The sequence below is a fragment of the Bradyrhizobium sp. SUTN9-2 genome, from assembly GCF_003122645.1.
GTDB lineage: Bacteria > Pseudomonadota > Alphaproteobacteria > Rhizobiales > Xanthobacteraceae > Bradyrhizobium > Bradyrhizobium yuanmingense.
The window spans coordinates 4,042,908-4,066,992 of record NZ_LAXE01000001.1; the positions used below are offsets into that span (position 1 = coordinate 4,042,908).

General features: G+C 64.8%; 20 protein-coding genes. 17 read left to right on the top strand and 3 right to left on the bottom strand.

The features are described 5' to 3' along the window. Positions 1 to 176: 176 nt before the first annotated feature. From XF30_RS18785 to XF30_RS18845, 12 genes are all read left to right on the top strand, one after another. Entirely contained in the window at positions 177 to 2,465 is a 2,289-nt protein-coding gene (locus XF30_RS18785) for a RelA/SpoT family protein (protein ID WP_036015037.1), read from the top strand. Positions 2,466 to 2,510: 45 nt separating this feature from the next. Then, positions 2,511 to 3,263, top strand: a complete 753-nt coding sequence (locus XF30_RS18790; RefSeq protein WP_057029760.1) for a pyridoxine 5'-phosphate synthase — start codon at positions 2,511 to 2,513, stop codon at positions 3,261 to 3,263. Beyond that, a complete protein-coding gene (gene acpS / locus XF30_RS18795) occupies positions 3,260 to 3,679 on the top strand; it encodes a holo-ACP synthase (protein WP_025036721.1) in 420 nt (139 codons plus the stop codon). The genes XF30_RS18790 and acpS overlap by 4 nt, the downstream gene beginning before the upstream one ends. 249 nt (positions 3,680 to 3,928) lie before the next feature. Next, a complete protein-coding gene (gene lepB / locus XF30_RS18800; protein ID WP_036015031.1) occupies positions 3,929 to 4,693 on the top strand; it encodes a signal peptidase I in 765 nt (254 codons plus the stop codon). Next, a complete protein-coding gene (gene rnc / locus XF30_RS18805; protein WP_109143526.1) occupies positions 4,690 to 5,511 on the top strand; it encodes a ribonuclease III in 822 nt (273 codons plus the stop codon). Before lepB ends, rnc begins: the two co-directional genes overlap by 4 nt. Further along, entirely contained in the window at positions 5,501 to 6,427 is a 927-nt protein-coding gene (gene era, locus XF30_RS18810) for a GTPase Era (RefSeq protein ID WP_109143527.1), read from the top strand. Before rnc ends, era begins: the two co-directional genes overlap by 11 nt. Before the next feature lie 21 nt (positions 6,428 to 6,448). Further along, positions 6,449 to 6,829, top strand: a complete 381-nt coding sequence (locus XF30_RS18815) for a hypothetical protein (protein ID WP_036025515.1) — start codon at positions 6,449 to 6,451, stop codon at positions 6,827 to 6,829. 120 nt (positions 6,830 to 6,949) lie between these two features. Beyond that, positions 6,950 to 7,702: a DNA repair protein RecO gene (recO, locus tag XF30_RS18820; protein ID WP_109143528.1), complete on the top strand. Its 753-nt coding sequence runs from the start codon at positions 6,950 to 6,952 to the stop codon at positions 7,700 to 7,702. 102 nt (positions 7,703 to 7,804) lie between these two features. Then, positions 7,805 to 8,089: a hypothetical protein gene (locus tag XF30_RS18825; RefSeq protein WP_036015015.1), complete on the top strand. Its 285-nt coding sequence runs from the start codon at positions 7,805 to 7,807 to the stop codon at positions 8,087 to 8,089. 64 nt (positions 8,090 to 8,153) lie between these two features. After that, positions 8,154 to 10,412, top strand: a complete 2,259-nt coding sequence (parC, locus tag XF30_RS18830; protein WP_109143529.1) for a DNA topoisomerase IV subunit A — start codon at positions 8,154 to 8,156, stop codon at positions 10,410 to 10,412. A 401-nt stretch (positions 10,413 to 10,813) separates the two neighbouring features. Then, positions 10,814 to 12,364, top strand: a complete 1,551-nt coding sequence (locus tag XF30_RS18840; RefSeq protein WP_109143531.1) for an ABC transporter substrate-binding protein — start codon at positions 10,814 to 10,816, stop codon at positions 12,362 to 12,364. 4 nt (positions 12,365 to 12,368) lie between these two features. After that, the gene (locus XF30_RS18845) at positions 12,369 to 13,913 is read left to right on the top strand and encodes a GMC family oxidoreductase (RefSeq protein WP_109143532.1); all 1,545 of its coding nucleotides are present in this window, start codon (positions 12,369 to 12,371) and stop codon (positions 13,911 to 13,913) included. Between the two features lie 629 nt (positions 13,914 to 14,542). Here the strand turns inward: XF30_RS18845 and XF30_RS37815 are convergent. From XF30_RS37815 to XF30_RS18855, 3 genes are all read right to left on the bottom strand, one after another. Continuing rightward, a complete protein-coding gene (locus XF30_RS37815) occupies positions 14,543 to 14,806 on the bottom strand; it encodes a hypothetical protein (protein ID WP_146207726.1) in 264 nt (87 codons plus the stop codon). Positions 14,807 to 14,896: 90 nt separating this feature from the next. Beyond that, positions 14,897 to 16,279 carry a chromate efflux transporter gene (chrA, locus tag XF30_RS18850; RefSeq protein WP_109143533.1) on the bottom strand — a complete coding sequence of 461 codons (1,383 nt, stop codon included), beginning with the start codon at positions 16,277 to 16,279 and terminating at the stop codon, positions 14,897 to 14,899. Continuing rightward, positions 16,279 to 17,097, bottom strand: coding sequence for a chromate resistance protein ChrB domain-containing protein (locus tag XF30_RS18855; protein ID WP_109143534.1), 819 nt, complete (start codon positions 17,095 to 17,097; stop codon positions 16,279 to 16,281). Before XF30_RS18855 ends, chrA begins: the two co-directional genes overlap by 1 nt. 194 nt (positions 17,098 to 17,291) lie before the next feature. Between XF30_RS18855 and dmeF the strand changes: the two genes are divergently transcribed. The 5 genes from dmeF to XF30_RS39415 all read left to right on the top strand — a co-directional run bounded on the left by dmeF (position 17,292) and on the right by XF30_RS39415 (position 24,084). Then, complete coding sequence (gene dmeF, locus XF30_RS18860) at positions 17,292 to 18,251, top strand: CDF family Co(II)/Ni(II) efflux transporter DmeF (RefSeq protein WP_036014991.1); 960 nt, start codon at positions 17,292 to 17,294, stop codon at positions 18,249 to 18,251. Positions 18,252 to 18,539: 288 nt separating this feature from the next. After that, a complete protein-coding gene (locus XF30_RS18865; RefSeq protein ID WP_109143535.1) occupies positions 18,540 to 20,372 on the top strand; it encodes an adenylate/guanylate cyclase domain-containing protein in 1,833 nt (610 codons plus the stop codon). Between the two features lie 39 nt (positions 20,373 to 20,411). Beyond that, complete coding sequence (locus tag XF30_RS18870) at positions 20,412 to 21,557, top strand: phosphatase PAP2 family protein (RefSeq protein ID WP_141697651.1); 1,146 nt, start codon at positions 20,412 to 20,414, stop codon at positions 21,555 to 21,557. A 36-nt stretch (positions 21,558 to 21,593) separates the two neighbouring features. Next, positions 21,594 to 23,594, top strand: coding sequence for a S8/S53 family peptidase (locus XF30_RS18875; protein WP_109143536.1), 2,001 nt, complete (start codon positions 21,594 to 21,596; stop codon positions 23,592 to 23,594). 259 nt (positions 23,595 to 23,853) lie between these two features. Beyond that, positions 23,854 to 24,084, top strand: coding sequence for a hypothetical protein (locus XF30_RS39415; RefSeq protein ID WP_109143537.1), 231 nt, complete (start codon positions 23,854 to 23,856; stop codon positions 24,082 to 24,084). Position 24,085: the final 1 nt, after the last annotated feature.

Consider the following 24,085-nt stretch of genomic DNA (forward strand, 5'->3'; position numbering starts at 1 on the left):
GATCATATCAAAGGCCCGAACGATCGTTCGGGCCTTTGCTTTTGTTGACCTTTTCGTGGTTACCATAGCGCTGCGGTCGGTGCTTGGCCCTGTCACTGAATTGATCGGACACGAGCGCGATCGGAGTTAGGATGTATGCAGCGGGCCGGCTCAAGCCCGTTTGAAGGCAGGACGGCATGGTATATCGGCGCCGCAGATCCACGCAGATGCAGGCCGCAACCGAATCGGTTGCCGTGGCCCCGACTGCGCCGGTCGCGCGCCCCGCCAGGCCTCGCGCCCGGATGATGCGTCAATATGACCTCGTCGAGCGCGTCAGGTCCTACAATCCCAACACCAATGAAGACCTGCTGAACCGTGCCTACGTCTACGCCATGAAGGCCCACGGCTCGCAGACCCGCGCCTCGGGCGATCCGTATTTCTCGCATCCGCTCGAGGTGGCGGCGATTCTCACCGACCTCAAGCTCGACGACGCCACCATCGTGGCCGCGCTGCTGCACGACACGATCGAGGACACCGAGGCGACGCGGGCCGAGATCGACCAGATCTTCGGCTCGGAGATCGGCGCGCTGGTCGATGGCCTGACCAAGCTGAAGCGGCTCGAGCTGGTCTCGCGGGAGGCCAAGCAGGCCGAGAATCTGCGCAAATTGTTGCTGGCCATTGCCGACGATGTCCGCGTGCTTCTGGTCAAGCTCGCCGACCGCCTGCACAACATGCGCACGCTGGACTTCGTGCCGACGGAATCGCGCCGGCGCATCGCCGAGGAGACGCTCGACATCTACGCGCCGCTGGCGGGGCGCATGGGCATGCAGGAAATGCGCGAGGAGCTGGAGGATCTGTCCTTCCGGACCCTCGATCCCGAAGCCTATTCGGTGGTGATGCAGCGGCTCGACGCGTTGGCTGAGCGCAACCGCAACCTGATCGGCGAGATCGAGGACCAGCTCTCCAACAATCTGCGCCACAGGGGCTTGGGGGCGCGGGTCTATGGCCGGCGCAAGAAGCCGTTCTCGATCTGGACCAAGATGGAGCGCAAGTCGGTCGGCTTCGAGCAATTGTCCGACATCTTCGGCTTCCGCCTCGTCGTCAGCGACGTCGAGGCCTGCTATCGCGCGCTCGGGATCGTCCACACCACCTGGCCGGTCGTGCCCGGACGCTTCAAGGACTATATCTCGACGCCGAAGCAGAACGACTACCGCTCGATCCACACCACGGTGATCGGCCCCGGCAACCAGCGCGTCGAGCTGCAGATCCGCACCGAGGCGATGGACCAGATCGCCGAGCGCGGCATCGCCGCGCACGTTTTCTACAAGGAGGGCGTGGGTTCGCCGACCGAATTCCTCAAGCGCGAGTCCAACGCGTTCGCCTGGCTGCGCCACACCATCGGCATCCTCTCGGAAAGCGCGAACCCGGAGGAATTCCTCGAGCACACCAAGCTCGAGCTGTTCCACGACCAGGTGTTCTGCTTCACCCCGAAGGGCAAGCTGATCGCGCTGCCGCGCCATGCCAACGTGATCGACTTCGCCTATGCGGTGCATACCGACGTCGGCAACAGCGCGGTGGGCTGCAAGATCAACGGCAAATTCGCGCCGCTGTCCTCGGAGCTTCAGAACGGCGACGAGGTCGAGGTGCTGACCTCGGAGGCGCAGTCCGCGCCGCCCTCGGCCTGGGAAACGCTCGCCGTCACCGGCAAGGCGCGTGCCGCGATCCGCCGCGCCACGCGCACCGCGGTGCGCGACCAATATGTCGGGCTCGGCCGGCGCATCGTCGAGCGCCTGTTCGAGCGCGCCAAGATTGAATACGCCGACGACAAGCTCAAGGGCGCGCTGCCGCGGCTCGCGCGCACATCGATCGAGGACGTCATGGCGGCGGTCGGGCGCGGCGAGATCAAGGCCTCCCATGTCGCGCGTGCGATGTACCCGGATTACAAGGAGGAGCGCATCGCGCGCTACGGCGTCAAGAAGGGCCTTGCCGCCAAGCTCAAGGAGAAGGGGGTCTCCGAACAGTCGCGCAGCCCGGTCGCGATCCCGATCCGCGGCATCAATTCCGACCTTCCGGTGAAGTTCGCGCCGAACGGCGGCGCCGTCCCCGGCGATCGCATTGTCGGCATCGTCACGCCGGGCGAGGGCATCACGATCTATCCGATCCAGGCGCCGGCCCTGAAGGATTTCGAGGAGGAGCCGGAGCGCTGGCTCGACGTCCGCTGGGACATCGAGGATTCCGCGCCGCAGCGCTTCCCGGCCCGCATCAAGGTCGAGAACGTCAATGAGCCCGGCGCGCTGGCGCAGATCGCGACCGTGATCGCCGAGCACGACGGCAACATCGACAACATCAGCATGCAGCGCCGCTCGCCCGATTTCACGGAGACGACGATCGATCTCGAAGTCTACGACTTGAAGCACCTCAGCGCGATCCTGGCCCAGCTGCGCGCGAAGGCGGTCGTCGCCAAAGTCGAACGTGTTAATGGATAGGCGCGTCTCGCATGCGCCGTTCCCTCTGATTTCGCGAGTTCTGAAATGCCCGCACCTCCGCTCCGCCTCGGCGTCAATATCGATCACGTCGCAACCGTGCGTAACGCGCGCGGCGGCCGCCATCCCGATCCGGTGCGCGCCGCGCTGCTCGCGATCGAGGCCGGCGCCGACGGCATCACCGCACATTTGCGCGAGGACCGCCGGCACATCCGCGACGAGGACATGGCGCGCCTGAAGGCGGAGATCTCCAAGCCGCTCAATTTCGAGATGGCCGCGACGGACGACATGATGCGGATCTCGCTCGCCACCAAGCCGCACGCGGTGTGCCTGGTGCCGGAGCGGCGCCAGGAGGTAACGACCGAAGGCGGGTTGGACGTGGTCGGCCAGCGCAGCGCGCTCGCGCCCTATATCGCGCGGCTGAGCGAGGCCGGCATCCGCGTCTCGCTGTTCATTGCGGCCGATCCCGCCCAGATCGAGATGGCGGCACGGCTGCGCGCCCCTGTGATCGAGATCCACACCGGTGCCTGGTGCGATGCCGTCGTCGATGGCCACACCGACAAGGCCGAGGCTGAATGGCAGCGGATCGTGGCCGGGGTGAAGCTGGCGAAGGACGCGGGACTCGAGGTTCACGCCGGCCACGGGCTGGACTATGCGACGGCGGAGAAGATCGCGAGCTTGCCCGAAATCATGGAGCTGAACATCGGCTATTACATGATCGGCGAGGCGCTGTTCGTGGGGCTGGCCGAGACCGTGCGCAGCATGCGCGCGGCGATGGATCGTGGCCGGAGCCGGGCATGATCATCGGCATCGGCTCCGACCTGATCGACATCACCCGCGTCGCCAAGGTGATCGAGCGCCACGGCGAGCGTTTTCTCGACCGCATCTTCACCGCGGCCGAGCGGGCCAAGGCGGAACGGCGCGCCAAGAACGAGAAGATGGTGGTGGCGACCTACGCCAAGCGCTTCGCCGCCAAGGAGGCCTGCTCCAAGGCACTCGGCACCGGCATCAGGCGCGGCGTCTGGTGGCGCGACATGGGGGTGGTCAACCTGCCGGGCGGGCGGCCGACCATGCAGCTGACCGGCGGCGCGCTGGCCCGGCTCCAGGCCCTGACACCGGAGGGGTTCGAGGCGCGGATCGACCTTTCGATCACCGACGACTGGCCGCTGGCGCAGGCTTTTGTCGTCATTTCCGCCGTCCCGCTGCCGAAACCTTGATCGCGGCTCGGGCGTTTTGTGATTTTCTTTATAAATCAATATCTTAATCAGTTTTGATGCGATCCTTGATTGCGTGGCCTCCGACAACCGTCTAAAAGTCCGCGAACGCAAATCAGCCTGGGCGAATTCGGCTTTACGCCGGAATTGGCCCTCACTATCAGAATCAGGACAATCTCCTTGCGCCGCGAACCGGTGGGCCGTTCGCGGGAGGAGGGCGCTCTATGATCGCCGGCCGGAATTGAGAGAGCAATGAGCGTGACTTCGGGAACGAAAACTGAGAGCGGCGTCGGCGAAACGATCCGAGTCGTCATTCATGCTCTCCTGATCGCGCTCGTGATCCGCACCTTCCTGTTTCAGCCCTTCAACATCCCGTCCGGCTCGATGAAGGCGACGCTGCTGGTCGGCGACTATCTGTTCGTCTCGAAATATTCCTACGGCTACAGCCATTACTCGATTCCATTCTCGCCGCCGCTGTTCTCGGGACGGATCTGGGGCTCGGACCCCGCTCGTGGCGACATCGTCGTGTTTCGCCTGCCGAAGGACGATTCCACCGACTACATCAAGCGCGTGATCGGCCTTCCCGGCGACCGTGTCCAGATGCGGGACGGGCTGCTCTACATCAACGATACGCCCGTCGAGCGGCAGCGCATGAGCGAATATGTCGGCGAGGACCCTTGCGGCTCGGAAGGCGGCGGCATCTCCCGGGTGAAGCGCTGGAAGGAGACGCTGCCGAACGGCGTGTCCTATGAGACGCTGGACTGCGCCGACAACGGCTACATGGACAACACCAACGTCTACACCGTCCCGGCCGGCCACTTCTTCATGATGGGTGACAACCGCGACAACTCCACCGATAGCCGCTTTCTCGGCCAGGTCGGCTACGTCCCGCAGGAGCACTTGATCGGCCGCGCCCAGATGATCTTCTTCTCCATCGCTGAAGGCGAGCACGCCTGGATGCTCTGGCGCTGGCCGTGGGCGGTGCGCTGGAATCGGTTCTTCAAAATCGTCCGATGAAAGACGAAGCCAAGGACATCGCGATCCAACCGACCGAGGTGCAAGCCGCTCCCGAGGGCGATGCTGCGGCGAAGGCGCCTGCCAAGAAGAAACGGCCGCGGAGCAGCAAGGCCAAGGGCACGAATGCCAACGCGGCGCTCGAGGCGCGGATCGGCCACAGCTTCGCCGATCCAAATATGCTGATGCAGGCGATCACGCATGTCTCGGCCCTGAAGTCCGGGCGCAAGCGAGGCGACAGCTATCAGCGGCTGGAATTCCTCGGCGACCACGTGCTTGGGCTCGTCGTCTCCGACATGCTCTATCACGCCTTCCCGAACGCCGATGAGGGCGAGCTGTCCAAGCGGCTTGCCGAGCTCGTGCGCAAGGAGAGCTGCGCGGACGTCGCCAAGTCGCTCGGTCTCGTCGACGACATCAAGCTGGGCTCGGTCGGCTCCAGTGCCGATGCCCGCCTGCGCAAATCCATCCTCGGCGACATCTGCGAGGCCGTGATCGGCGCCATCTACCTCGACGGCGGCCATGCGGCGGCAGCCGAATTCGTCAAGCGCAACTGGACCGAGCGGATGCACAAGCCGCGCCGGCCCTTGCGCGATCCCAAGACCGTGCTGCAGGAATGGGCGCAAGGCAAGGGACTGCCGACGCCTGTCTATCGCGAGGTCGAGCGCACCGGCCCGCATCACGATCCGCAGTTCCGTGTCGCCGTCGATCTGCCGGGCCTGGCCCCCGCCGAGGGTATCGGCGGCAGCAAGCGCGCGGCAGAGAAAGTGGCAGCGTCAGTGATGATCGAACGCGAAGGCGTCGGCGGCAGCAATGACGGTTGAAGCAAGCGGCGGGGCACCCGGCGCGACGCGCTGCGGCTTCGTCGCGCTGATCGGCGCGCCGAATGTCGGCAAGTCGACGCTGGTCAACGCGCTGGTCGGCGCCAAGGTCACGATCGTCTCGCGCAAGGTGCAAACCACGCGCGCGCTGATCCGCGGTATCGTCATCGAGAACAACGCGCAAATTATCCTTGTCGACACGCCCGGCATCTTCTCGCCCAAGCGCCGGCTCGACCGCGCCATGGTCTCGACCGCCTGGAGCGGGGCGCATGATGCCGATCTGGTCTGCGTGCTGCTCGATGCCAAAACGGGCATCGACGAGGAGGCGGAGGCGATCCTCGCCAAGGCCGCCAGCGTCAATCACGACAAGATCCTCGTCATCAACAAGGTCGACCTGGTCCAACGCGAGAAGCTGCTGGCGCTGGCGCAGGCGGCCAACGAGCGCATGACTTTCGTGCGGACGTTCATGATTTCGGCGATCTCGGGCGATGGCGTCGACGACATCCGCACGACGCTCGCGGACATGGTGCCGCCGGGTCCGTTCCTCTACCCCGAGGACCAGATGTCGGACGCGCCGATGCGGCAGCTGGCGGCCGAGATCACCCGCGAGAAGATCTATCAGAAGCTGCACCAGGAATTGCCCTACCAGTCCACGGTCGAGACCGACAAGTGGGAGGAACGCAAGGACAAGTCTGTGCGGATCGAGCAGACGATCTATGTCGAGCGCGAAAGCCAGCGCAAGATCGTGCTCGGCAAGGGCGGCGCCACCATCAAGTCGATCGGCGCCGACTCGCGGAAAGAGCTGATGCAGATCCTGGACGTGCCGGTGCACCTGTTCCTGTTCGTCAAGGTGCGCGAGAACTGGGGCGACGATCCCGATCGCTATCGCGAGATGGGCCTGGACTTCCCAAAAGAATAACCAAGAAAAGATCGGCATTCGATGAGCCTACCCACCAACGTCCAGCGCTTCGAAGCGCTGCTCTATGCATCGTTGATGCTGGACGCCGTCTCGGTCGCCGTGCAGGACCGCACGCCCAATGCCGCGGTGACCGAGCAGATGATCATGACCGCGACGCTGCTCGCCGGCGGCATGATCCTCCTGCTGCTCTATTTCGTCCGGCTGGCCGCGCATCATCGCAAGAACTGGCCACGCTGGGTGCTGGCGGCGGCCCTCGTGTTGTCGGTGATCTCGCTCGGCCAGATCATCGGCGAGAAGGGCCTGGAGCTCGACAGCGCCATCGAGATCGTCTCCTGCGCGCTGACGACGATGGGCCTGTATTTCTCCTTCAGCGGCGACGCGCGGGACTGGTTCAACGCGTGAGGCGCCGTAGGGTGGATTAGCGAAGCGTAATCCACCTTTGACGTGCACGGGCGATTGGCGGATTACGCCTTCGGCTAATCCGCCCTACGATTGAACGCCGGAATCCGCTACACTTCCCCTATGGAATGGACCGACGAAGGCATCGTGCTGGGGGTGCGGCGGCATGGCGAGTCCAGCGCCATTGTCGAGCTGTTGACGCGCGCGCATGGCCGGCATCTCGGGCTCGTCCGCGGCGGGGCCGGTTCGCGGATGCGGCCGCTGCTGCAGCCGGGGAACAGCGTCAGTGCGGTGTGGCGGGCGCGGCTCGACGAGCATCTGGGCACCTACGCTATCGAGGGATTGAAGCTGCGCGCGGCAACGCTGCTGGCATCGTCCCACGGCGTCTATGGCGTCACCCATCTGGCCTCGATCGCGCGGCTGTTGCCGGAGCGCGATCCGCATGAGGACATCTTTGCGCTGCTCGAGCATTCGCTCGACGATTTCGACGATATCGGCAGCGCGGCCGTGCACCTGATCCATTTCGAGCTGGCGATGCTCGCCGAGCTGGGTTTCGGCCTGGCGCTGGACAATTGCGCGGTGACCGGCGAGACCACGGACCTGATCTATGTCTCGCCGAAATCAGGCGGCGCGGTATCGCGCGGCGCGGGCGAGCCGTGGCGCGACCGGCTGTTGCGGCTGCCGCCGTTCCTGCGCCAGGGCGAAACCGCGGGCGATCTCACCGAGCAGGATCTCCAGGACGGTTTTCGGCTCACCGGCCTGTTCCTGCTCCGCCACGTGCTGGAGCCGCGCGGCCAAGGCCATTCCGATGCGCGGGCCGGCTTCATCAACGCCCTGATGCGGCAGCAGGCGAGGGCGGCGATCCCGGCGCCATGACGTAATAGCTGCCCAGCCTTGCCCAGCAGCATGCAGTTCCCTGGAACGAAATCGGCCCGCGCGGACTTGGGGCTTGAGGTTCCACACCGGGGGACAGCCCAAATGTTGATCAGGGGATTCGCCTTGTCCGCGACGCTGCTTGCGTTCGCGCCCGACGCCATGGCTGGCGAGCCGCAGCCCGGGGCGTTTCGCCGGGCCTCGTGCACGGTGGTGCGGTACTATGTGGCGAAATATTCCGCTGCCGCTGCAGAGACATGGGCGCGGTCGCGGGGCGCGACCGACGCCGAGATCGAGGCCGCCCGCCGTTGCCTGACCAATGCGCCGGCGCCTGCGCAAACACCTGGTCCAGCCCCAACCCAGACCGTCACAGCCGGCTGGGCAGGTTAGTACGTCGCCCACAGGGAACCATTCGATCCTTGCCCGATTCGCTTCCACGGTTTAACCGGGCGGCATGGGAAAACGAATCGTTCCGCCGGAAGAACCGGCTGAAATCCACGAGGTGCCGCTGCGTGAGGCGCTGGAAGAGCGCTATCTCGCTTATGCCCTCTCCACCATCATGCACCGTGCGCTGCCGGACGCGCGCGACGGCCTGAAGCCGGTGCACCGGCGCATCCTCTACGGCATGCGCCTGCTCAGGCTCGACCCCGGCACGGCCTTCAAGAAGTCGGCCAAGATCGTCGGCGACGTGATGGGCTCGTTCCATCCGCACGGCGACCAGGCGATCTACGACGCCATGGTCCGCCTCGCGCAGGATTTCTCCTCACGATATCCGCTGGTCGACGGCCAAGGCAATTTCGGCAATATCGACGGCGATAACCCCGCCGCCTACCGCTACACCGAAGCGCGCATGACCGACGTCGCGCGGCTTCTGCTCGAGGGCATCGACGAGGACGGGGTCGAATTCCGCGCCAACTACGACGGCCAGTCGAAAGAGCCCATCGTGCTGCCGGGCGGCTTCCCGAACCTGCTCGCCAACGGCGCGCAGGGCATCGCGGTCGGCATGGCGACCTCGATCCCGCCGCACAACGCCGCCGAGCTGTGCGATGCCGCGCTGCACCTGATCGAGAAGCCCGACGCAAAGTCGAAGGCACTGCTCAAGTGGGTCAAGGGCCCGGATTTCCCGACCGGCGGCATCATCGTCGATTCCAAGCAGGCGATTGCGGACGCCTACACCACCGGCCGCGGCTCGTTCCGCGTCCGAGCGCGGTGGACGCAGGAGGAGGGCGCACGCGGCACCTGGGCCGTCGTCGTCACAGAGATTCCGTTCCTGGTGCAGAAGTCGCGTCTGATCGAGAAGGTCGCCGAGCTGCTGGACCAGAAGAAGCTGCCGCTGGTCGGCGACATCAGGGACGAATCGGCCGAAGACGTCCGCATCGTGATCGAGCCGAAGTCGAAGAACGTCGATCCGGCGCTGATGATGGAATCGCTGTTCCGCCTCACCGAGCTCGAAAACAAGATTCCGCTGAACCTCAACGTCCTGATCAAGGGGCGCATCCCCAAGGTCGTGGGGCTCGCGGAGTGCTTGCGCGAATGGCTCGACCATCTGCGCGACGTGCTGATCCGCCGCAGCAACTACCGCAAGGCGCAGATCGAGCACCGGCTGGAAGTGCTCGGCGGCTTCCTGATCGCATACCTGAACATCGACAAGGTGATCAGGATCATCCGCACCGAGGACGAGCCGAAGCCTGAGCTGATGAAGGCGTTCAAGCTCACCGAGGTGCAGGCGGAAGCCATCCTCAACATGCGCCTGCGCTCCTTGCGCAAGCTCGAGGAGATGGAGATCCGCACCGAGGACAAGAACCTCCGCGCCGAGCTCAAGGGCATCAATGCGGTGCTCGCCTCCGAAGCCGAGCAGTGGAAGAAGGTCGGCGAGCAGGTCGGCAAGGTCCGCGACATGTTCGGACCGAAGACACCGCTCGGCAAGCGCCGCACCACCTTCGCGGATGCGCCCGAGCACGATCTCGCCGCGATCGAGGAGGCCTTCGTCGAGCGCGAGCCGGTGACGGTGGTCGTCTCCGACAAGGGCTGGATCCGCACCATGAAGGGGCATGTCGAGGATCTCTCGGGCCTTGCCTTCAAGCAGGACGACAAGCTCGGCTTCGCCTTCTTCGCCGAGACGACCTCGAAGCTGCTGCTGTTCGCCACCAACGGCAAGTTCTACTCGCTCGACGTCGCCAAGCTGCCGGGCGGCCGCGGCCATGGCGAGCCGATCCGATTGTTCATCGACCTCGAGCAGGAGGCCGCGCCCGTCGCGCTGTTCGTCAACAAGGGCGGCCGCAAATTCCTGGTCGCCAGCCACGAGGGCCAGGGTTTTGTGGTCAACGAGGACGATTGCGTTGGCACCACCAAGAAGGGCAAGCAGGTCCTCAACGTGGACATGCCGAACGAGGCCCGCGCGATCACCGAGGTGACGGGCGACACCGTCGCCGTCATCGGCGAGAACCGCAAGATGCTGGTCTTCCCGCTCGACCAGGTGCCGGAGATGGCCCGCGGCCGCGGCGTGCGCCTGCAGAAATACAAGGACGGCGGCCTGTCCGACGTTGCGGTATTCGACGCCAAGGCGGGCCTGACCTGGAAGGATTCCGCAGGACGCGAATTCTCCGCGACCATGAAGGAGCTGGCGGAGTGGCAGGGCACGCGCGCCGACGCCGGCCGCCTGCCGCCGAAGGGTTTCCCGAAGTCGAACAAGTTCGGTCGAGTGATCGGGTAGGGCACTGGCCCCAACTGTCGCCGCAACGACGCTGTCATCCCCCGCCTAGTGCGCAATTGCGCACGGGGGCGGGGCATCCAGTACGCCGCGGCTTCTCCGTATCCATCAGCTGTCTCTGGAATACTGGGTCGCCCGGTCAGGCCGGGCGGCGACAGCCCGTGTTGTGCTCTCTGCTCCACCGTCATTGCGAGCGCAGCGAAGCAATCCAGACCCCACCGCGGAAAGACTCTGGATTGCTTCGCTGCGCTCGCAATGACGAGCTGCGCCAGCCTCGCTCTCCAACTCTAAGTATGTGCATCCTGCAAACGCGTGGCAGCTAGCTATGAGCGCATACGTGGGGGCACGAACATTGCTTTTTCCTGCTGAACGCAAACGGCTGGTCAAAAGGCAAAAACACCCCAATGCTCAAACTGAAGACTTTCATTCCCGCGCTGTTCGGCCTTGCGCTGGTGGCGGCGCCCGCGCATGCGGCGGGCAATCTCGTCGCGGTGCTCGAGGCGGAGATCGTCACGCTCGATCCGCATTTCTCCACGGCCTATATTTCGCGGACGTTCGGCTACATGGTGTTCGATACGCTGTTTGCGAAGGATGCCAAGGGCGATATCAAGCCGCAAATGGTGCAGGACTGGAAGGTCTCGCCCGATGGCTTGACCTATACGTTCACGCTGCGCGACGGCCTGAAATGGCACGACGGCCAGCCCGTCACGGCAGCCGATTGCGTGGCCTCGCTGCGTCGCTGGGGCACCCGCAGCGCACTCGGCCGCCGCATTTTCGCGATCACGGCTTCGCTCGAGCCGGTCGATGCGAAAACCTTCGTGCTGACGCTGAAGGAGCCGTCCGGCCTCGTCATCGACGCGCTCGGCAATCCCGTCAGCCCGGTCGCTTTCATGATGCCCGAGCGCATCGCGAAGACGCCCGGCGACCAGCGCATCACCGAGATCGTCGGCTCCGGCCCGTTCGTCTACAGCAAGGCCGACCACCGCACCGGCGACCGCATGATCCTGAAGAAGTTCGGCGACTATGTGCCGCGTCCCGAGCCCGCGGACTTCCTGGCCGGCGGCAAGCGCGTCAATGTCGACACGCTCGAGGTCCGCGTCATTCCCGATGGTGCGACTGCCGCCTCTGCGCTGCAGGCCGGCGAAATCGATTTCCTGCAGTACGCGCCGTTCGATCTGCTGCCGCAGCTGGAGAAGAACACGCGCGTCAAGCTCGTCAACTTCACCGGCGGCAACATGTTCGCCGGCGCCTACCGTCTCAACGCGGCCTCGAAGCCGTTCGATGATCCGGAAATCCGCCGCGTGCTGTGGAAGCTGGTCGACCAGCGCGAAGTGCTGGATGCGCTCGGGCTCGACGCCAAATACGCCACGCCTTGCGCGACCTACTTCACCTGCGGCACCACATACGAGAGCAAGGCCGGCACGGAAGCGGCGGCCAAGCCCTCGATCGAAGCGGCGAAGGCTGCGCTGAAGGCGACCAAATATGCCGGCGAGCCCGTCGTCGTGATGCAGGCCAACGACCTCGAAGCCCCGCGCGTTTCGGCGCAGGTGCTCGCCGAGCGGCTGAAGGCTGCAGGTTTCAACGTCGATCTGCAGGTGATGGACTGGGCGAGCGTGCTGGCGCGCCGCGCCAAGAAGGAGGGCTGGAGCGTCTATGGCGTCCACGCCGGCGGCTTCGACCTCGGCTCGCCGCTGACCAATGTCATGGTTGCCTTCAACTGTGCCGACTTCACCGGCTGGCAATGCGATGCGCGTATCACCCCTCTGATGGAAGCCTTCGCCAAGGCGCCGGCCGAGGCGGACCGGAAGAAGATCGCGGGCGAGATCCAGGCCGTCATGTACGATCAGGCGCCCGGAATCCCGTGGGGCCAGTTCGCGCAGCCGGCCGCCTATCGCGCGACTTTGCGCGGTCTGATACCGTCCGCCATCCCGGTGTTCTGGAACGTTGAGAAGTAGCGCGATGTACGATGTCATTGTTGTCGGCGGCGGCTCCGCCGGCGCCGCCGTGGCCGCAAGGCTCTCCGAAGATCCCGCACGGCGCGTCCTGCTGCTCGAGGCGGGGCTCGACTGGCGCGCCGACGAGGCGCCCTGGGAGGTGCGGACGCCGAATCCGATCCCGATCATCCACAAGCGCGAGTACCAGGAGAAATGGCAATGGCCCGATCTTCTGACGCGCCGCGTCGCTGGGCAGGAGCCGCGCTTCTACTGGCGCGGCAAGGGGCTCGGCGGCTCGTCGATGATGAACGGCCAGATCGCGATCCGCGGCGTTGCCGATGCCTTCGACGAATGGGCGGCCAATGGCTGCACCGGCTGGTCGGCGAAAGATGTGATGCCGCTGTTTTCGGTGATCGAGGACGATCTGGAATTCGGCGATGTCGAGGGCCACGGCCGCGGCGGGCCACTGCCGGTCTACCGCGCGCCTTTGCAAAAGTGGGGTCCGATCGACCGCGGCTTGCGCGATGCGGCACTTGCGAGCGGCTATCCCTGGTGCGCCGACGTCAATGGCCCGGACGCCGAGGGCGTTGCGTGCTACCCCATCAACAGCCGCGACTTGCGCCGCATCACCACCAACGAGGGCTATCTCGAGCCCGCGCGCGGGCGCGCCAATCTGGAGATCCGCGGGCATGCGCTGGTCGATCGTGTGCTGATCAGCGACGGACGGGCAACGGGTGTCCGCGTCCATATCCAGGGGCAGGGCACCGACGAGATCAGCGCACGTCAGATCGTGCTGTGCGCCGGCGCCATCCACAGTCCGGCGATCCTGCTGCGCTCAGGCATCGGGCCGGCTGAGGAGTTGAAGGCGATGGGGATCGCGGTCGAGCGCGATCTGCCGGTCGGCCGCCATTTCTTCGATCACCCGCTGTTTCGCGCCACCATACAGCTCCGGGAGGAGCTTCGCCCTACTGATCCCGATACGCGCCACACCAATTGCTGCGTGACCTATTCCTCGGGCCTCGCCAATGGCGGCAAGCGCGACATGATCCTGATCGCCTTCAATCATCGCGGCATCGGGAACCCCGGAGCGATCGGCGCGGGGCTGTTCAACGCCTATTCGCGCGGGACGCTCAAGCTGGCCTCGACCGATCCTGCAATCGATCCGGTCGTCGAGGAGAACATGCTGGCAGATCCGCGCGACATGCTGCGCATGATCGATGCGGTGAAACGCCTCGCGGTCATCACGTTGCAGCCGGCGCTGTCAGGCATCGCCGACTGGATCAGGCTCGCTGACACGGATTTGACGCTGCCGCAGGCCGCCAGCCTGCCCGATCACGAGCTCGAAGCGGTGCTGCGCCGCGAGACGGGCGACATCCAGCATGCCGCCGGCAGCTGCCGTATGAGCGGCTTGGACGACCCGGATGGCGTGGTCAACCCCGACGGCACCGTGAAAGGAATCGGCGGCCTGCGTGTAGCCGACGCCTCGATCATGCCGTCCGATTGCCGCGCCAACACGCATTTCACGACGGTGGTGATCGGGGAAGCGATCTCGCGGATGATGATGCGGTAGCCGGCAGCCGGGATTCAAGGCGCATTGTGTTGAGTCACGCGCGCGTCGCGGAAGATGGGCGAGTGGCGGGACCAGATTCAATTCAACGTTGCGCGACATCGTTCCTACCAATGTTGAAAGCCTCCGATGAATATCATCAGGAACGTTTGCGCGCGGCTTCGATTGGCATGTCATCGTCAATCGGAGTTTGAACAATGCGAAAGACAATCTTCTCAGTCGCCATGTGTGCGTTGCTTGCCGGCGCGTCGATCGGGTTCGCCCATGCGCAGGCGGGCGGAGGTGCCGGAGGCGGGGCCGGCGCAGGTGGAGCGGGCGGCGCGGGTGCGGGCGCTAGCGCCGGGGCCGGAGGAACCAGCGGCGGAACGAGCGGCGCGGCGGGTGGAACGGGAGCGGGCGATGCAGGTACCGGCAGTTCGACGGGATCCAGCGTAGGCGCCGGCGGCGGCAGTGGCGCGGGTTCCGGCCAGGGCGGTCCTCAGACCATCCGTCCGGGCGGCACAAACGATCCAACCCGACGCTAACAAAGGTCGGCGCTTATTGACGTGAATAAGGGAAGGCTGCGGGATTCAACTCAGCAGCTTTCCCACGCCCTCGCCGCGACAGCGCAAGGCCTAGGGGTGGCACGGGCCCTACGGACTGAACAAACTGCGAAGAAACCGCTCCTTTTCGCCGGGCGCATAACCTTGAGAAGCGCCGAAATAAGGTTCAGTGGCGCCAGGATAAGCTGAGGTTTCCGGCGGCGGCGCATAGGCGAAGCCCGAAGCTGGACCGGACGGGACCATACCCTGACCGGAATGGACAATCGCGTGCCGCCGGTGTGGATGACGCGCCTGTGCGGCGTCGGCAGCGCCGACCAAGGTGATCAGAAAACTGAAAACCAGAAGGAAACGCATCGCTGTTTCTCCAAACGCCCCCTGCCTAGGTGGCGTTCGGCCGCGGCGTTCCAACTCATCCTGGACTCACGATTAGTCACGTCCCTGGCATCAGATCACCCCGGCCATCCGCAACGCCACGCCCGCCGCGCAGCTGCCCGCCAGCACCGTCAGCATGCCGAGCTTGAACCGGAAGATCGCGGTGGCCGCCGCGATCGCCAGCACCAGCGCCGGCACGTCGACGCTCCTCAGCACCGGCATGTCGAAGTTCAGCGGAAACGCATGCACCGGCACGGTCTCGCGGAACAGGATGTGCAGCGCGAACCAAATCGACAGGTTGAGGATCACGCCGACCACGGCGGCGGTGATCGCGCCGAGCGCGCCGGCGAGGCCCGCGTTGCCGCGCAGCCGCTCGATGTAGGGCGCGCCGACGAAGATCCAGAGGAAGCAGGGCGTGAAGGTGACCCAGGTCGCGAGCAGGCCGCCGAGCGTGGCCGCGAGCATCGGCGACAGGCCGCTAGGGTCGCGATAGGCCGCCATGAAGCCCACGAATTGCAGCACCATGATCAGCGGGCCCGGCGTGGTCTCGGCCATGCCGAGACCGTCGAGCATCTCATGCGGCTTGAGCCAATGATAATGCTCGACCGCCTGCTGGGCGACATAGGCCAGCACCGCATAGGCGCCGCCGAACGTGACCAGCGCCATCTTCGAGAAGAACAGCGCGATCTGGCTGAATACGTTGGCCTGGCCGAAGGCGATCAGCAGCGCTATCACCGGCACCAGCCAAAGCGCCAGCCACAATGCACCGACGCGGATCGCGCGCGCCGTGTCGGGGCGGACGTGATCCGGTACGGCCTCGCCGAGCATGCTGTCGATCGCTGCGCCGCCGGCATGGCCGTGACCGGCCGGCGCGAATTCCGGACGGCCGCTTCGGGCGCCGGCATAACCGATGAGGCCGGCGGCGATGATGATGATCGGGAAGGGGACCGCGAAGAAGAAGATGGCGACGAAGGCCGCGGCCGCGAGCGCGATCATGATGCGGTTCTTCAGCGCGCGCTTGCCGACGCGCACTACCGCCTCGACGACGATGGCGAGCACGGCCGCCTTGAGCCCGAAGAACAGCGCCTCGACGAAGCTGACATTGCCGAAGGCGGCATAGATGTAGCTGAGGCCCATGATGGCGATGATGCCGGGCAGGATGAACAGCCCGCCCGCCATCAGCCCGCCGGCGGTGCGATGCATCAGCCAGCCGACATAGGTCGCGAGCTGCTGCGCCTCAGGTCCCGGCAGCAGCATGCAATAGTTCAGTGCGTGCAGGAAACGGCCTTCGGAGATCCACTTCTTCTCCTCGACCAGGATGCGGTGCATCACCGCGATCTGGCCCGCGGGGCCGCCAAAGCTCAGGCAGGCGACACGGAGCCAGACGCGAAAAGCTTCGTTGAAGCTGATGCCGTGACCGGCACCAGCTCCCGTTTGATCGGCGCGAAAGTCCATTACGCCTTCACCTTGTTGGTCGGCCAGTTGTGAGTCTCGGTGGTGGCGTCGCGGCACCAGCGGTAGAAGGCATCATAGAGCAGCATGCCGGCCTCGAGCTGCTCGAGGTCGTCGTCATACATGCGCGACAGCCCGAGCGAGGCCGCGAGCAGGCCGGGCGCCTCGGGCGCGAGGTCGGGTCGCGCGGTGTCGGCGCCCCGCACCAGCGTCGCGAGACGCAGCAGGGGCGGAGTCGCGATGCCGAACTCCTCGATCATCACGTCGAAGGTGCAGAGCTCGCCGCGGTGGCTCCAGAACACGTTCTCGATGTCGAAGGGCGCTGCGCCGAACCGCTCGCCGACGGCGACCACCTCGGACGGCGCGACATAGAGGAACACTGCGCCCGGATCGACGAAGCGGCGGATCAGCCACGGGCAGGCGATGCGGTCGACCTTCGGCCGCGCCCGCGTCACCCAGACGGTGCGCCCCTTGGCATCGCGCGGCGGCAACTTGCGGGCGTCGACCAGCGGCAGCTGGGCCGCCTTCCAGCCCTCGAAGCCGCCCTCCAGCGTTTCGGCCTGCGCGCCGAGCTGGCGTAACCAGGCCGCGGTGCCTTGCGCGAGCTTCTCGCCGCGGAGGCAGGAGACTACGGCGCGGCGGCCGGCGAAGGCGCTGCCCCAGTCCGCCACGTTGTCGTGGCCGAGCTTGATGGAGCCGGGAATCAGCCGCCGGTCGGCGGCGAAATCCTGCTCGGTGCGCACATCGATCAGAACAGGCGCATTCGCCGTGCCGATCAGCCGTGCCATTTTGTCGGATGAGATGGTCGTGAATGTAGACATGATGCGTCCTCGAGAACCAAACGGGACGCGATGCTTGGGCCTGTCGCCTCGTGGGGAGATCGCTCAAATCCCCATGGCGCAGATTACAGCGAAACTAAGAAGCACTGTCAATCCGCGGGACGATTGGTCCTTAGAAAATTGGTGCCTGCCGTCTATATTGGAGGCCAACAGAGCTGAATCTTCTGGAGAATTCGATGCATTCCCATTCCATCGAACAATGGACCCATGACCACGCCTTCCTGGGCGAGAAGCACGACGACAACGAGCGCCGCACCTGGTTCGTGGTCGTGCTGACGCTGGTCATGATGGTCGGCGAGATCGTCGCCGGCTCGCTGTTCGGTTCGATGGCGCTGCTCGCGGACGGCTGGCACATGGGCACCCATGCGGCGGCGCTCGGCATTGCCGCCTTCGCCTATCGCTTCGCGCGGCGGCATCTGGGGAATGCGCATTTCACCTTCGGCACCGGCAAGTTCGGCGATCTTGCCGCCTTCGCCAGCGCGATCATCCTCGGCCTGATCGCGGTCGAGATCGCCTATGAGAGCGTCCTGCGCTTGATCAATCCGGTGCCGATCGTCTACGGCGAGGCCATGGCCGTGGCTGCTCTCGGCTTGGGCGTCAATCTCGCCAGCGTGTGGCTGCTGCGCGACAGCCATGATCATCACCACGGCCATGGCCATGCGCATGATGACCACGCCGAGCATGACCACGAGCGCGATCATCACCACCATCAGCACGACAACAACCTCCGCGCGGCCTATGTCCATGTCATGACCGATGCCGCAACCTCGGTGCTGGCGATCGCAGCGCTCGGCCTTGCCATGTATTCCGGCTGGGTCTGGGCCGACCCGGCGGTGGGTCTGATCGGCAGCGCCGTGATCGCGAGCTGGGCATTCGGCCTGATCAAATCATCGGGTGCGGTGCTGCTCGACGTGCGCGCCGACGAGAAGCTGGAGCGGGTGATCCGCGCCCGCATGGAGGTCGGTGAGGATCGCGTCACCGACCTGCATCTCTGGCAGGTCGGCCCCGGCCATTGTGCCGTGCTGCTCTCGGTGGTGTCGGACAAGCCGAAGCAGCCGGCCGTCTACAAGCGGCGGCTCGCCGGGCTGAAGGGCCTCAGCCACGTCACGGTCGAGGTCGAGACCTGCCCGCATTAGCGGTGAGTGAACGTGACTTCGCGCATGACGAGAAGAAGTTTGCGTTTTCATTTTGAGTTGTCGCGATTGCGACCCACCCGGGCGTTTCGCAAATCGTGATCTGGTTCATAACCGAGCGGCCAGCTGCGCAGTATGGATTGACGTGCGCTCGATGAGGACGTGCGTGCGCTGAGTTCGCAACTGCCGGGCAAGGTCCGGTCAACATCAAGGTAGTGAAGCAGTACCGGCCGTAAGGGCCATTCACCTGAGAGCCCGGTCAGCGGAGGCCGGGCTTCGGAGAGACGAGCAATGGGCCTCGTGCAGCAGGACACCGTGGTCCTCTTGGTCGACCTCGTCGAGTCCGTGCGTCTGATGAGGGAGCATGAGGCGTCCGCGGTGCGTCGATGGACCGACTTCGTCCAACTTGCCACCGGCCAAATTCTGCCGCGTTATCGCGGCGGCCTCGTGAAGAGCCTCGGAGACGGGCTCATGGCCCGCTTCGAATCCGTGCGTGATGCCGTCAATGCCGCCGCCGAAATGCACCGGAGTATCGCCGTTCAGAACACCGGGCGGCCTGAAGATCAACACTTCCAGCTTCGTGCGGGGATCAACTCCTCCACCGCCTGGAGTGACGGCACTGACATCTATGGCACCGGCATCAACCTCGCAGCCCGGCTCGCAACTCTTGCCGGTCCCGGTGAAACCATCGCCAGCGAGGCCGCGCATGAGCAACTGGCGACAGCTCTTGCCAGCCTGGCCAGTCCGGGGGAGACGATTGGCAGCGCTGCGGCGCGCGACGAGCTGACGCACGGAGTGGATGCGCTGTGCGAAGATTTGGGCGACTGTATCCTCAAGCACTTTGACAAGCCGGTTCGCGCCTACCGCGTTGGTCCGGCCAGTCCACACCCAAGCCTCGCAGCTCGGCGAGACTATGGAACTCCCATGGAGCCGACGATCGCCGTCATCCCCTTCGACGCGCGCAAGGACGCGGAGGAGCATCTCGACGTTGGTAACCTGATCGCGGACAGCGTGATCTGGTGCCTCTCCAGATCGGCGAACCTCAAGGTGATCTCGCGTCTGTCGACCAACATATTTCGCGGCAGGGTCAGCGATGTGGCGGAAGTATCGGCGCATCTCGGTGCCACCTACATTCTCAGCGGCAGCTATGTGGTCGATGCGGACCGGATTCTGGTGACGGCGGAGCTGTCCGCGGCGCGAACCAATCAAGTCGTCTGGACCGACCGCCTGAGCGGCAATATCGGCGATCTGCTGCAGCCGGAGAGCGAACTGGCTCACCGCATCGCCGCTGCAGTGCATCTGTCGGTCTTCGATGCCGAGGTCGAGCATATCCTGACCCAGCCGTTACCGACGCTAGAAAGCTACTCGCTGCTGCTTGGCAGCATCCGCCTGATGCACCGGTCGAGCAGGGAGGAGTTTCTCCAGACCCGGACGGTGCTGGAGGAACTGATCAATCGCCACGGCCGAATAGCTGCCCCGCGCGCCTGGCTCGCCAACTGGTACATCCTGCGCATGACGCGCGGCTGGTCCGAGGACCGCAAACGCGAGGCCGCCGAGGCCTTGAGCGCCACTCGCGCCGCGCTCGACCGTGACCCGTCCGACGCGCTTGCGCTTGCGACCGAAGGCTTCGTCTATTGTCACATGTTGAAGGACCTGGACGCTGCCCGAAAGCGGTGCGAGCAGGCCGTCGATGCCAACCCCAGCCACGCGTTGGGCTGGCTCTACCGTGGCACCGTCGACGCCTTCAAAGGCGACGGCGAGGCAGCCGTGGACGCAACGCGGCGCGCTCTGAAACTCTCCCCGCTCGATCCGCAGCGGTATTATTTCGAGTCCCTGGGCGCCACGGCGCTTCTATCGGCGCATCGATACGACGAGGCGGAAGAGCTCGCGCGCTCATCTCTCATTCTCAATCGCATGCATCCGTCCACGTGGCGGGTCCTCGCTATCGCACTCGTTTCGCAGGGACGGGTCGCGGAGGCCCGCGAAGCCTTGGGCAAGATGCGCGAGCTCGAGCCGCATTTGACCCTAGATCGATACATCGGGCGCCTCCCCAATGCGCATCTCGAAACAGGCAGGCACTGGGCTCGCTGCCTCGAAGTGGCAGGACTACCGACGACAGGCTGACTAACCTCATACCGACTTGTTTTCATAAGGAGGCAGGCAATGGCTCAACTAGGCGGGGCGGGAGGAGCAGGCGGTGCAGGTGGTGCTGGCGGAGCCGGCGGCGCAGGGGGGGCAGGAGGTGCAGGCGGAGCGGGCGGCGCTGGAGGGGCCGGTGGGGCGATAATTGGCACGCTCGGCGACGTCTGGGCCAATCCCATCATGGTGGATGCACTCATCCACGCTCGCGAAGGGACAATCGTTGTTCCGGAGCGACCGACCTCTCCGTATTTTTACTACTACGCGCCGGCCTTGCCGGCGATCGAAGACCCAGCCCAATTGGATCGCTGGGAGCCGTGGGTGCGCGCCTACACAGCGGTCGGGGAGATGCTGCAGGGCATCACCCTTCAGGTGTCGGGCGCCGATCCGAACGCATTCCTGGTTCGCTCGTCCGCATACGTGATTGCGGAGATAGGGCGTCCGGTCCAATCGACGTTTCAAGACCAGATTGAGATGGTCGTGAGCTGGGCCGAGCTGCGCAACGAACGCGCCACAGAAATCATGGCGCAGATCGATCCCCAGTATGCCTTCTGGTCCTCGATCGTCTACCTGCATCCCGAGAGGACCAGGCGGACATTCGAGCTCATCAACATGGTCCTGCAATTCTGCGTTTACGTGGAAATGCGCTTCAAGCATGCGCTGGGGTGCTCGCGTCCCGTGGAATACAACGCCCAGGTTCAGCCGATGATCACGACGCCGGGACACGGAAGTTTCCCGAGCGGACATGCGACGCAGGCTTACGCGGTAGCCTACGTGCTGAAACGGCTATTGAGCCTGCACAAGACGACATCCGGATTCCCGGAGATCGTCGAGCAGCTCGACCGGCAGGCCGCACGAATCGCAACCAATCGGGTCGTGGCCGGAGTCCATTTTCCAGTCGACAGCATGGCAGGGCGGATGCTGGGTATCGCCTTGGGCGAGTACTTCGTCGGCCGTTGTCTCGGGAGCACGGCAACCAAGAGCCGCAAATTCAACGCCAGCCACGCCGACAGTAACTCTCGCACGGATTTCAATCCCTTCCATGCTGACCAGGCGCTCAATGCCAACAAGTTCTATTCGGAAACCACAGGAGGGACTGTTACGCAGTCCCTCCTGATGAAGGAACTATGGGACAAGGCCTACTACGAAGTTTCGACAAGATTTCCGTAGGAAACACGTCCCTGCAACCGAAGTGGAGAGCATTCCATGGCCGAGGAATTGCCGAGATGCTTCGACCCGTACCTCCGGTACGCAATCGCGAGCGAATTTAAGAACTTCGATTTTTTCGACAAGCAGGAGTCCAAGCTATTCCTGTTCGTGGAGCTTAAGCACGCCGGGCTGGCCGATAATTTTGTGAGAGCCATGAGTCCTAGTGACTTCGGCGCCGAATTCGGGCTGACCAGCCCGAACTCGCGATATCTGACCATGCGGGCTTACATAAGGGCTGTCGAGAAGGACAGTTTCCGGGCGTGGGACGACAACGTATCCCGGGTCGAGCTGTCCCTCCCGTTGAAGCCGACGGCCATACAAAAGGGTGCGCAGCGCAACAGGTCCGCGAGCGAACAACCACCGACACCTCTCCTCATCGGCGTGATCGACGATGGCTGTCCGTTCGCGGCCGCTCAGTTTGTCAAAAGGATCGCGGGTGTCGCATCCGGGACACGCGTGCGCGGTGTCTGGGATCAGAACGAGCACGCAGGCCGAGTCCCGATCCCGGTAGGTGCCGACGTCTTTGGCGAGAAGCCGTTCGATTTCAATTACGGCCTCGAGTTCCTTCGAGACTCCATATCCGGCGTGGTTGGGCTCAACGACTGGATCCAGTTGCACAAGAGGGCAAACACGATCGACGAGGATGGCTGCTACGCGCGTGGAGGTTTCAAGACCCTCAAGCATCAGGCCTCGCATGGTGCACATGTAATGGATGTCCTCGCCGGACGCATTCCGCTCTCGGCACGCATCGCGCGCCGCGATCCGCCAAGTTGGCAGCCCGGAGATCCCCTGACCGATCCCGCTTGCGAAGCAGATATCGTGTTCGTGCAGTTTCCCGAGAGCTGCCTTCGTGACGCGACCGGCGTCTGGCTGAAGGGTTACGTCGCCGATGCAGTCGATTACATCATGTCATTTGTCGATTCTGGCACAACGAACGTGGTGATCAATGTCAGCTACGGGCCGACAACCGGACCTCACAACGGCACGTCGGAGCTCGAGGGCAAGCTGAGGGAGCTTGTCACCCACTATGACGGCGTTTCCGTAAGTCCAAAGCTCGACGTCTTCCTGCCTGCCGGCAACAACTATCTGAGCGATGGGCACATCCATTTCGTCAGGCAAACCATGGCAGAGCCCGACCATGTCGAATGGACGTGGCGCCTTCCCCCCGACAATACCGTGCTCTGCTTTGCCGAAGTCTGGATGAAGAAGAACTGCACGGACAATGTCATTGTTACGCTCACCTCGCCCGGCGGTCGTAGCTCCTCGTCGACTGCCGGTCCAGCGCCTCCCGGTCCCCCACCCCCGCCGCCCGCTGCACCGGCGCTTCCGCCCTATACCGGTGCGTATGCCCCCGTTGACTGGGGTGACAATAGGGTGTGGCTGATTGCGGTCGAGCCCACCATCGCGGGAGCCGGCATGGTGCCCGAGCATGGGAATTGGAAGATCAAGGTGGAGGGCATCGAGTTGGGGAGCGAGGTTCATGCCTATGTGGCACGTACCGATCCGAACATGAACATGCGCACGGGTGCGAAGCGTTCGTACTTCATCGACGCCGGATGGGAGGCGGGCCGCGCGGCCGAGGCCGGCTGCACGTATGCCGGTGGGGAATTTGACAAGACCGGCTCGCTTGTTTCTCGCCTGGGCACCCTCAACGGGATCGGTACGGACAGCGTCGCGGGTGTGCAGGTGGCCGGCGGCTACATTCTGTCGGCGCCGAAACGCAAGTCGCCTTATTCGTCGGCGGGCCCCGCACGAACCGGGCCGCTCCCACGGCGAGTTGGTCCCGACTATGCGCTGTTCTGCGACGAGTCAGATGCTCTGCAGGGTGTACGTGCCGGGGGCAATCGAAGCGGCGTGGTGTTTCGGCTCATCGGTACCAGCGCCGCCGCGCCGCAGCTGGCGCGATTGGTTGCGGATCGGCGACCGTTGACGGTGCACGATGCTCCAGCCAGCCCTCCGGACGAGAAGCGAGGTGATGGCGATCTCTATCCGCCGTGATGTGGGCGAAGAGCGCGCCAACTGGAAGGGCATCCGATCGGGGCAAGCTTCCGGCCGCCGCCGGCCTCGATGCAGAAGATCGCAGACACGCTCGCCAAGGAGAAGGCGCAGCTCTGGATCAACCACGACAACCGCCCAGCGCGACAGCCAGAGGATGGCGCCGGAGTTTTACCGACTGACCTTTCCCTGAGGCCGCTGCCACAAGGGTGGCAACAGCATCATGCTAGGGCCCGCGAAAGCTCCGTGACAGGAGAAGGTCGTGGGCGAGTGGGGCGGAGTTACGATCGCGCTTGTCTCGAGCAGCTTCGGCGGGACTGCCGCGGCCGTCACCCGCTACCTCGTCGGCGGCGCCGATCCCGTCCTGCTCGCGACCCTGCGTTGGGGGATCGGCTTTCTCTGCCTGTTGCCTTGCGCGTTTCTGCTCGGCGTGTCGGCGGCGCTGGCGGCTGGCCTCGCGCAAAGCCCACCGGGCGCATGGCGCGGCGAGTGAT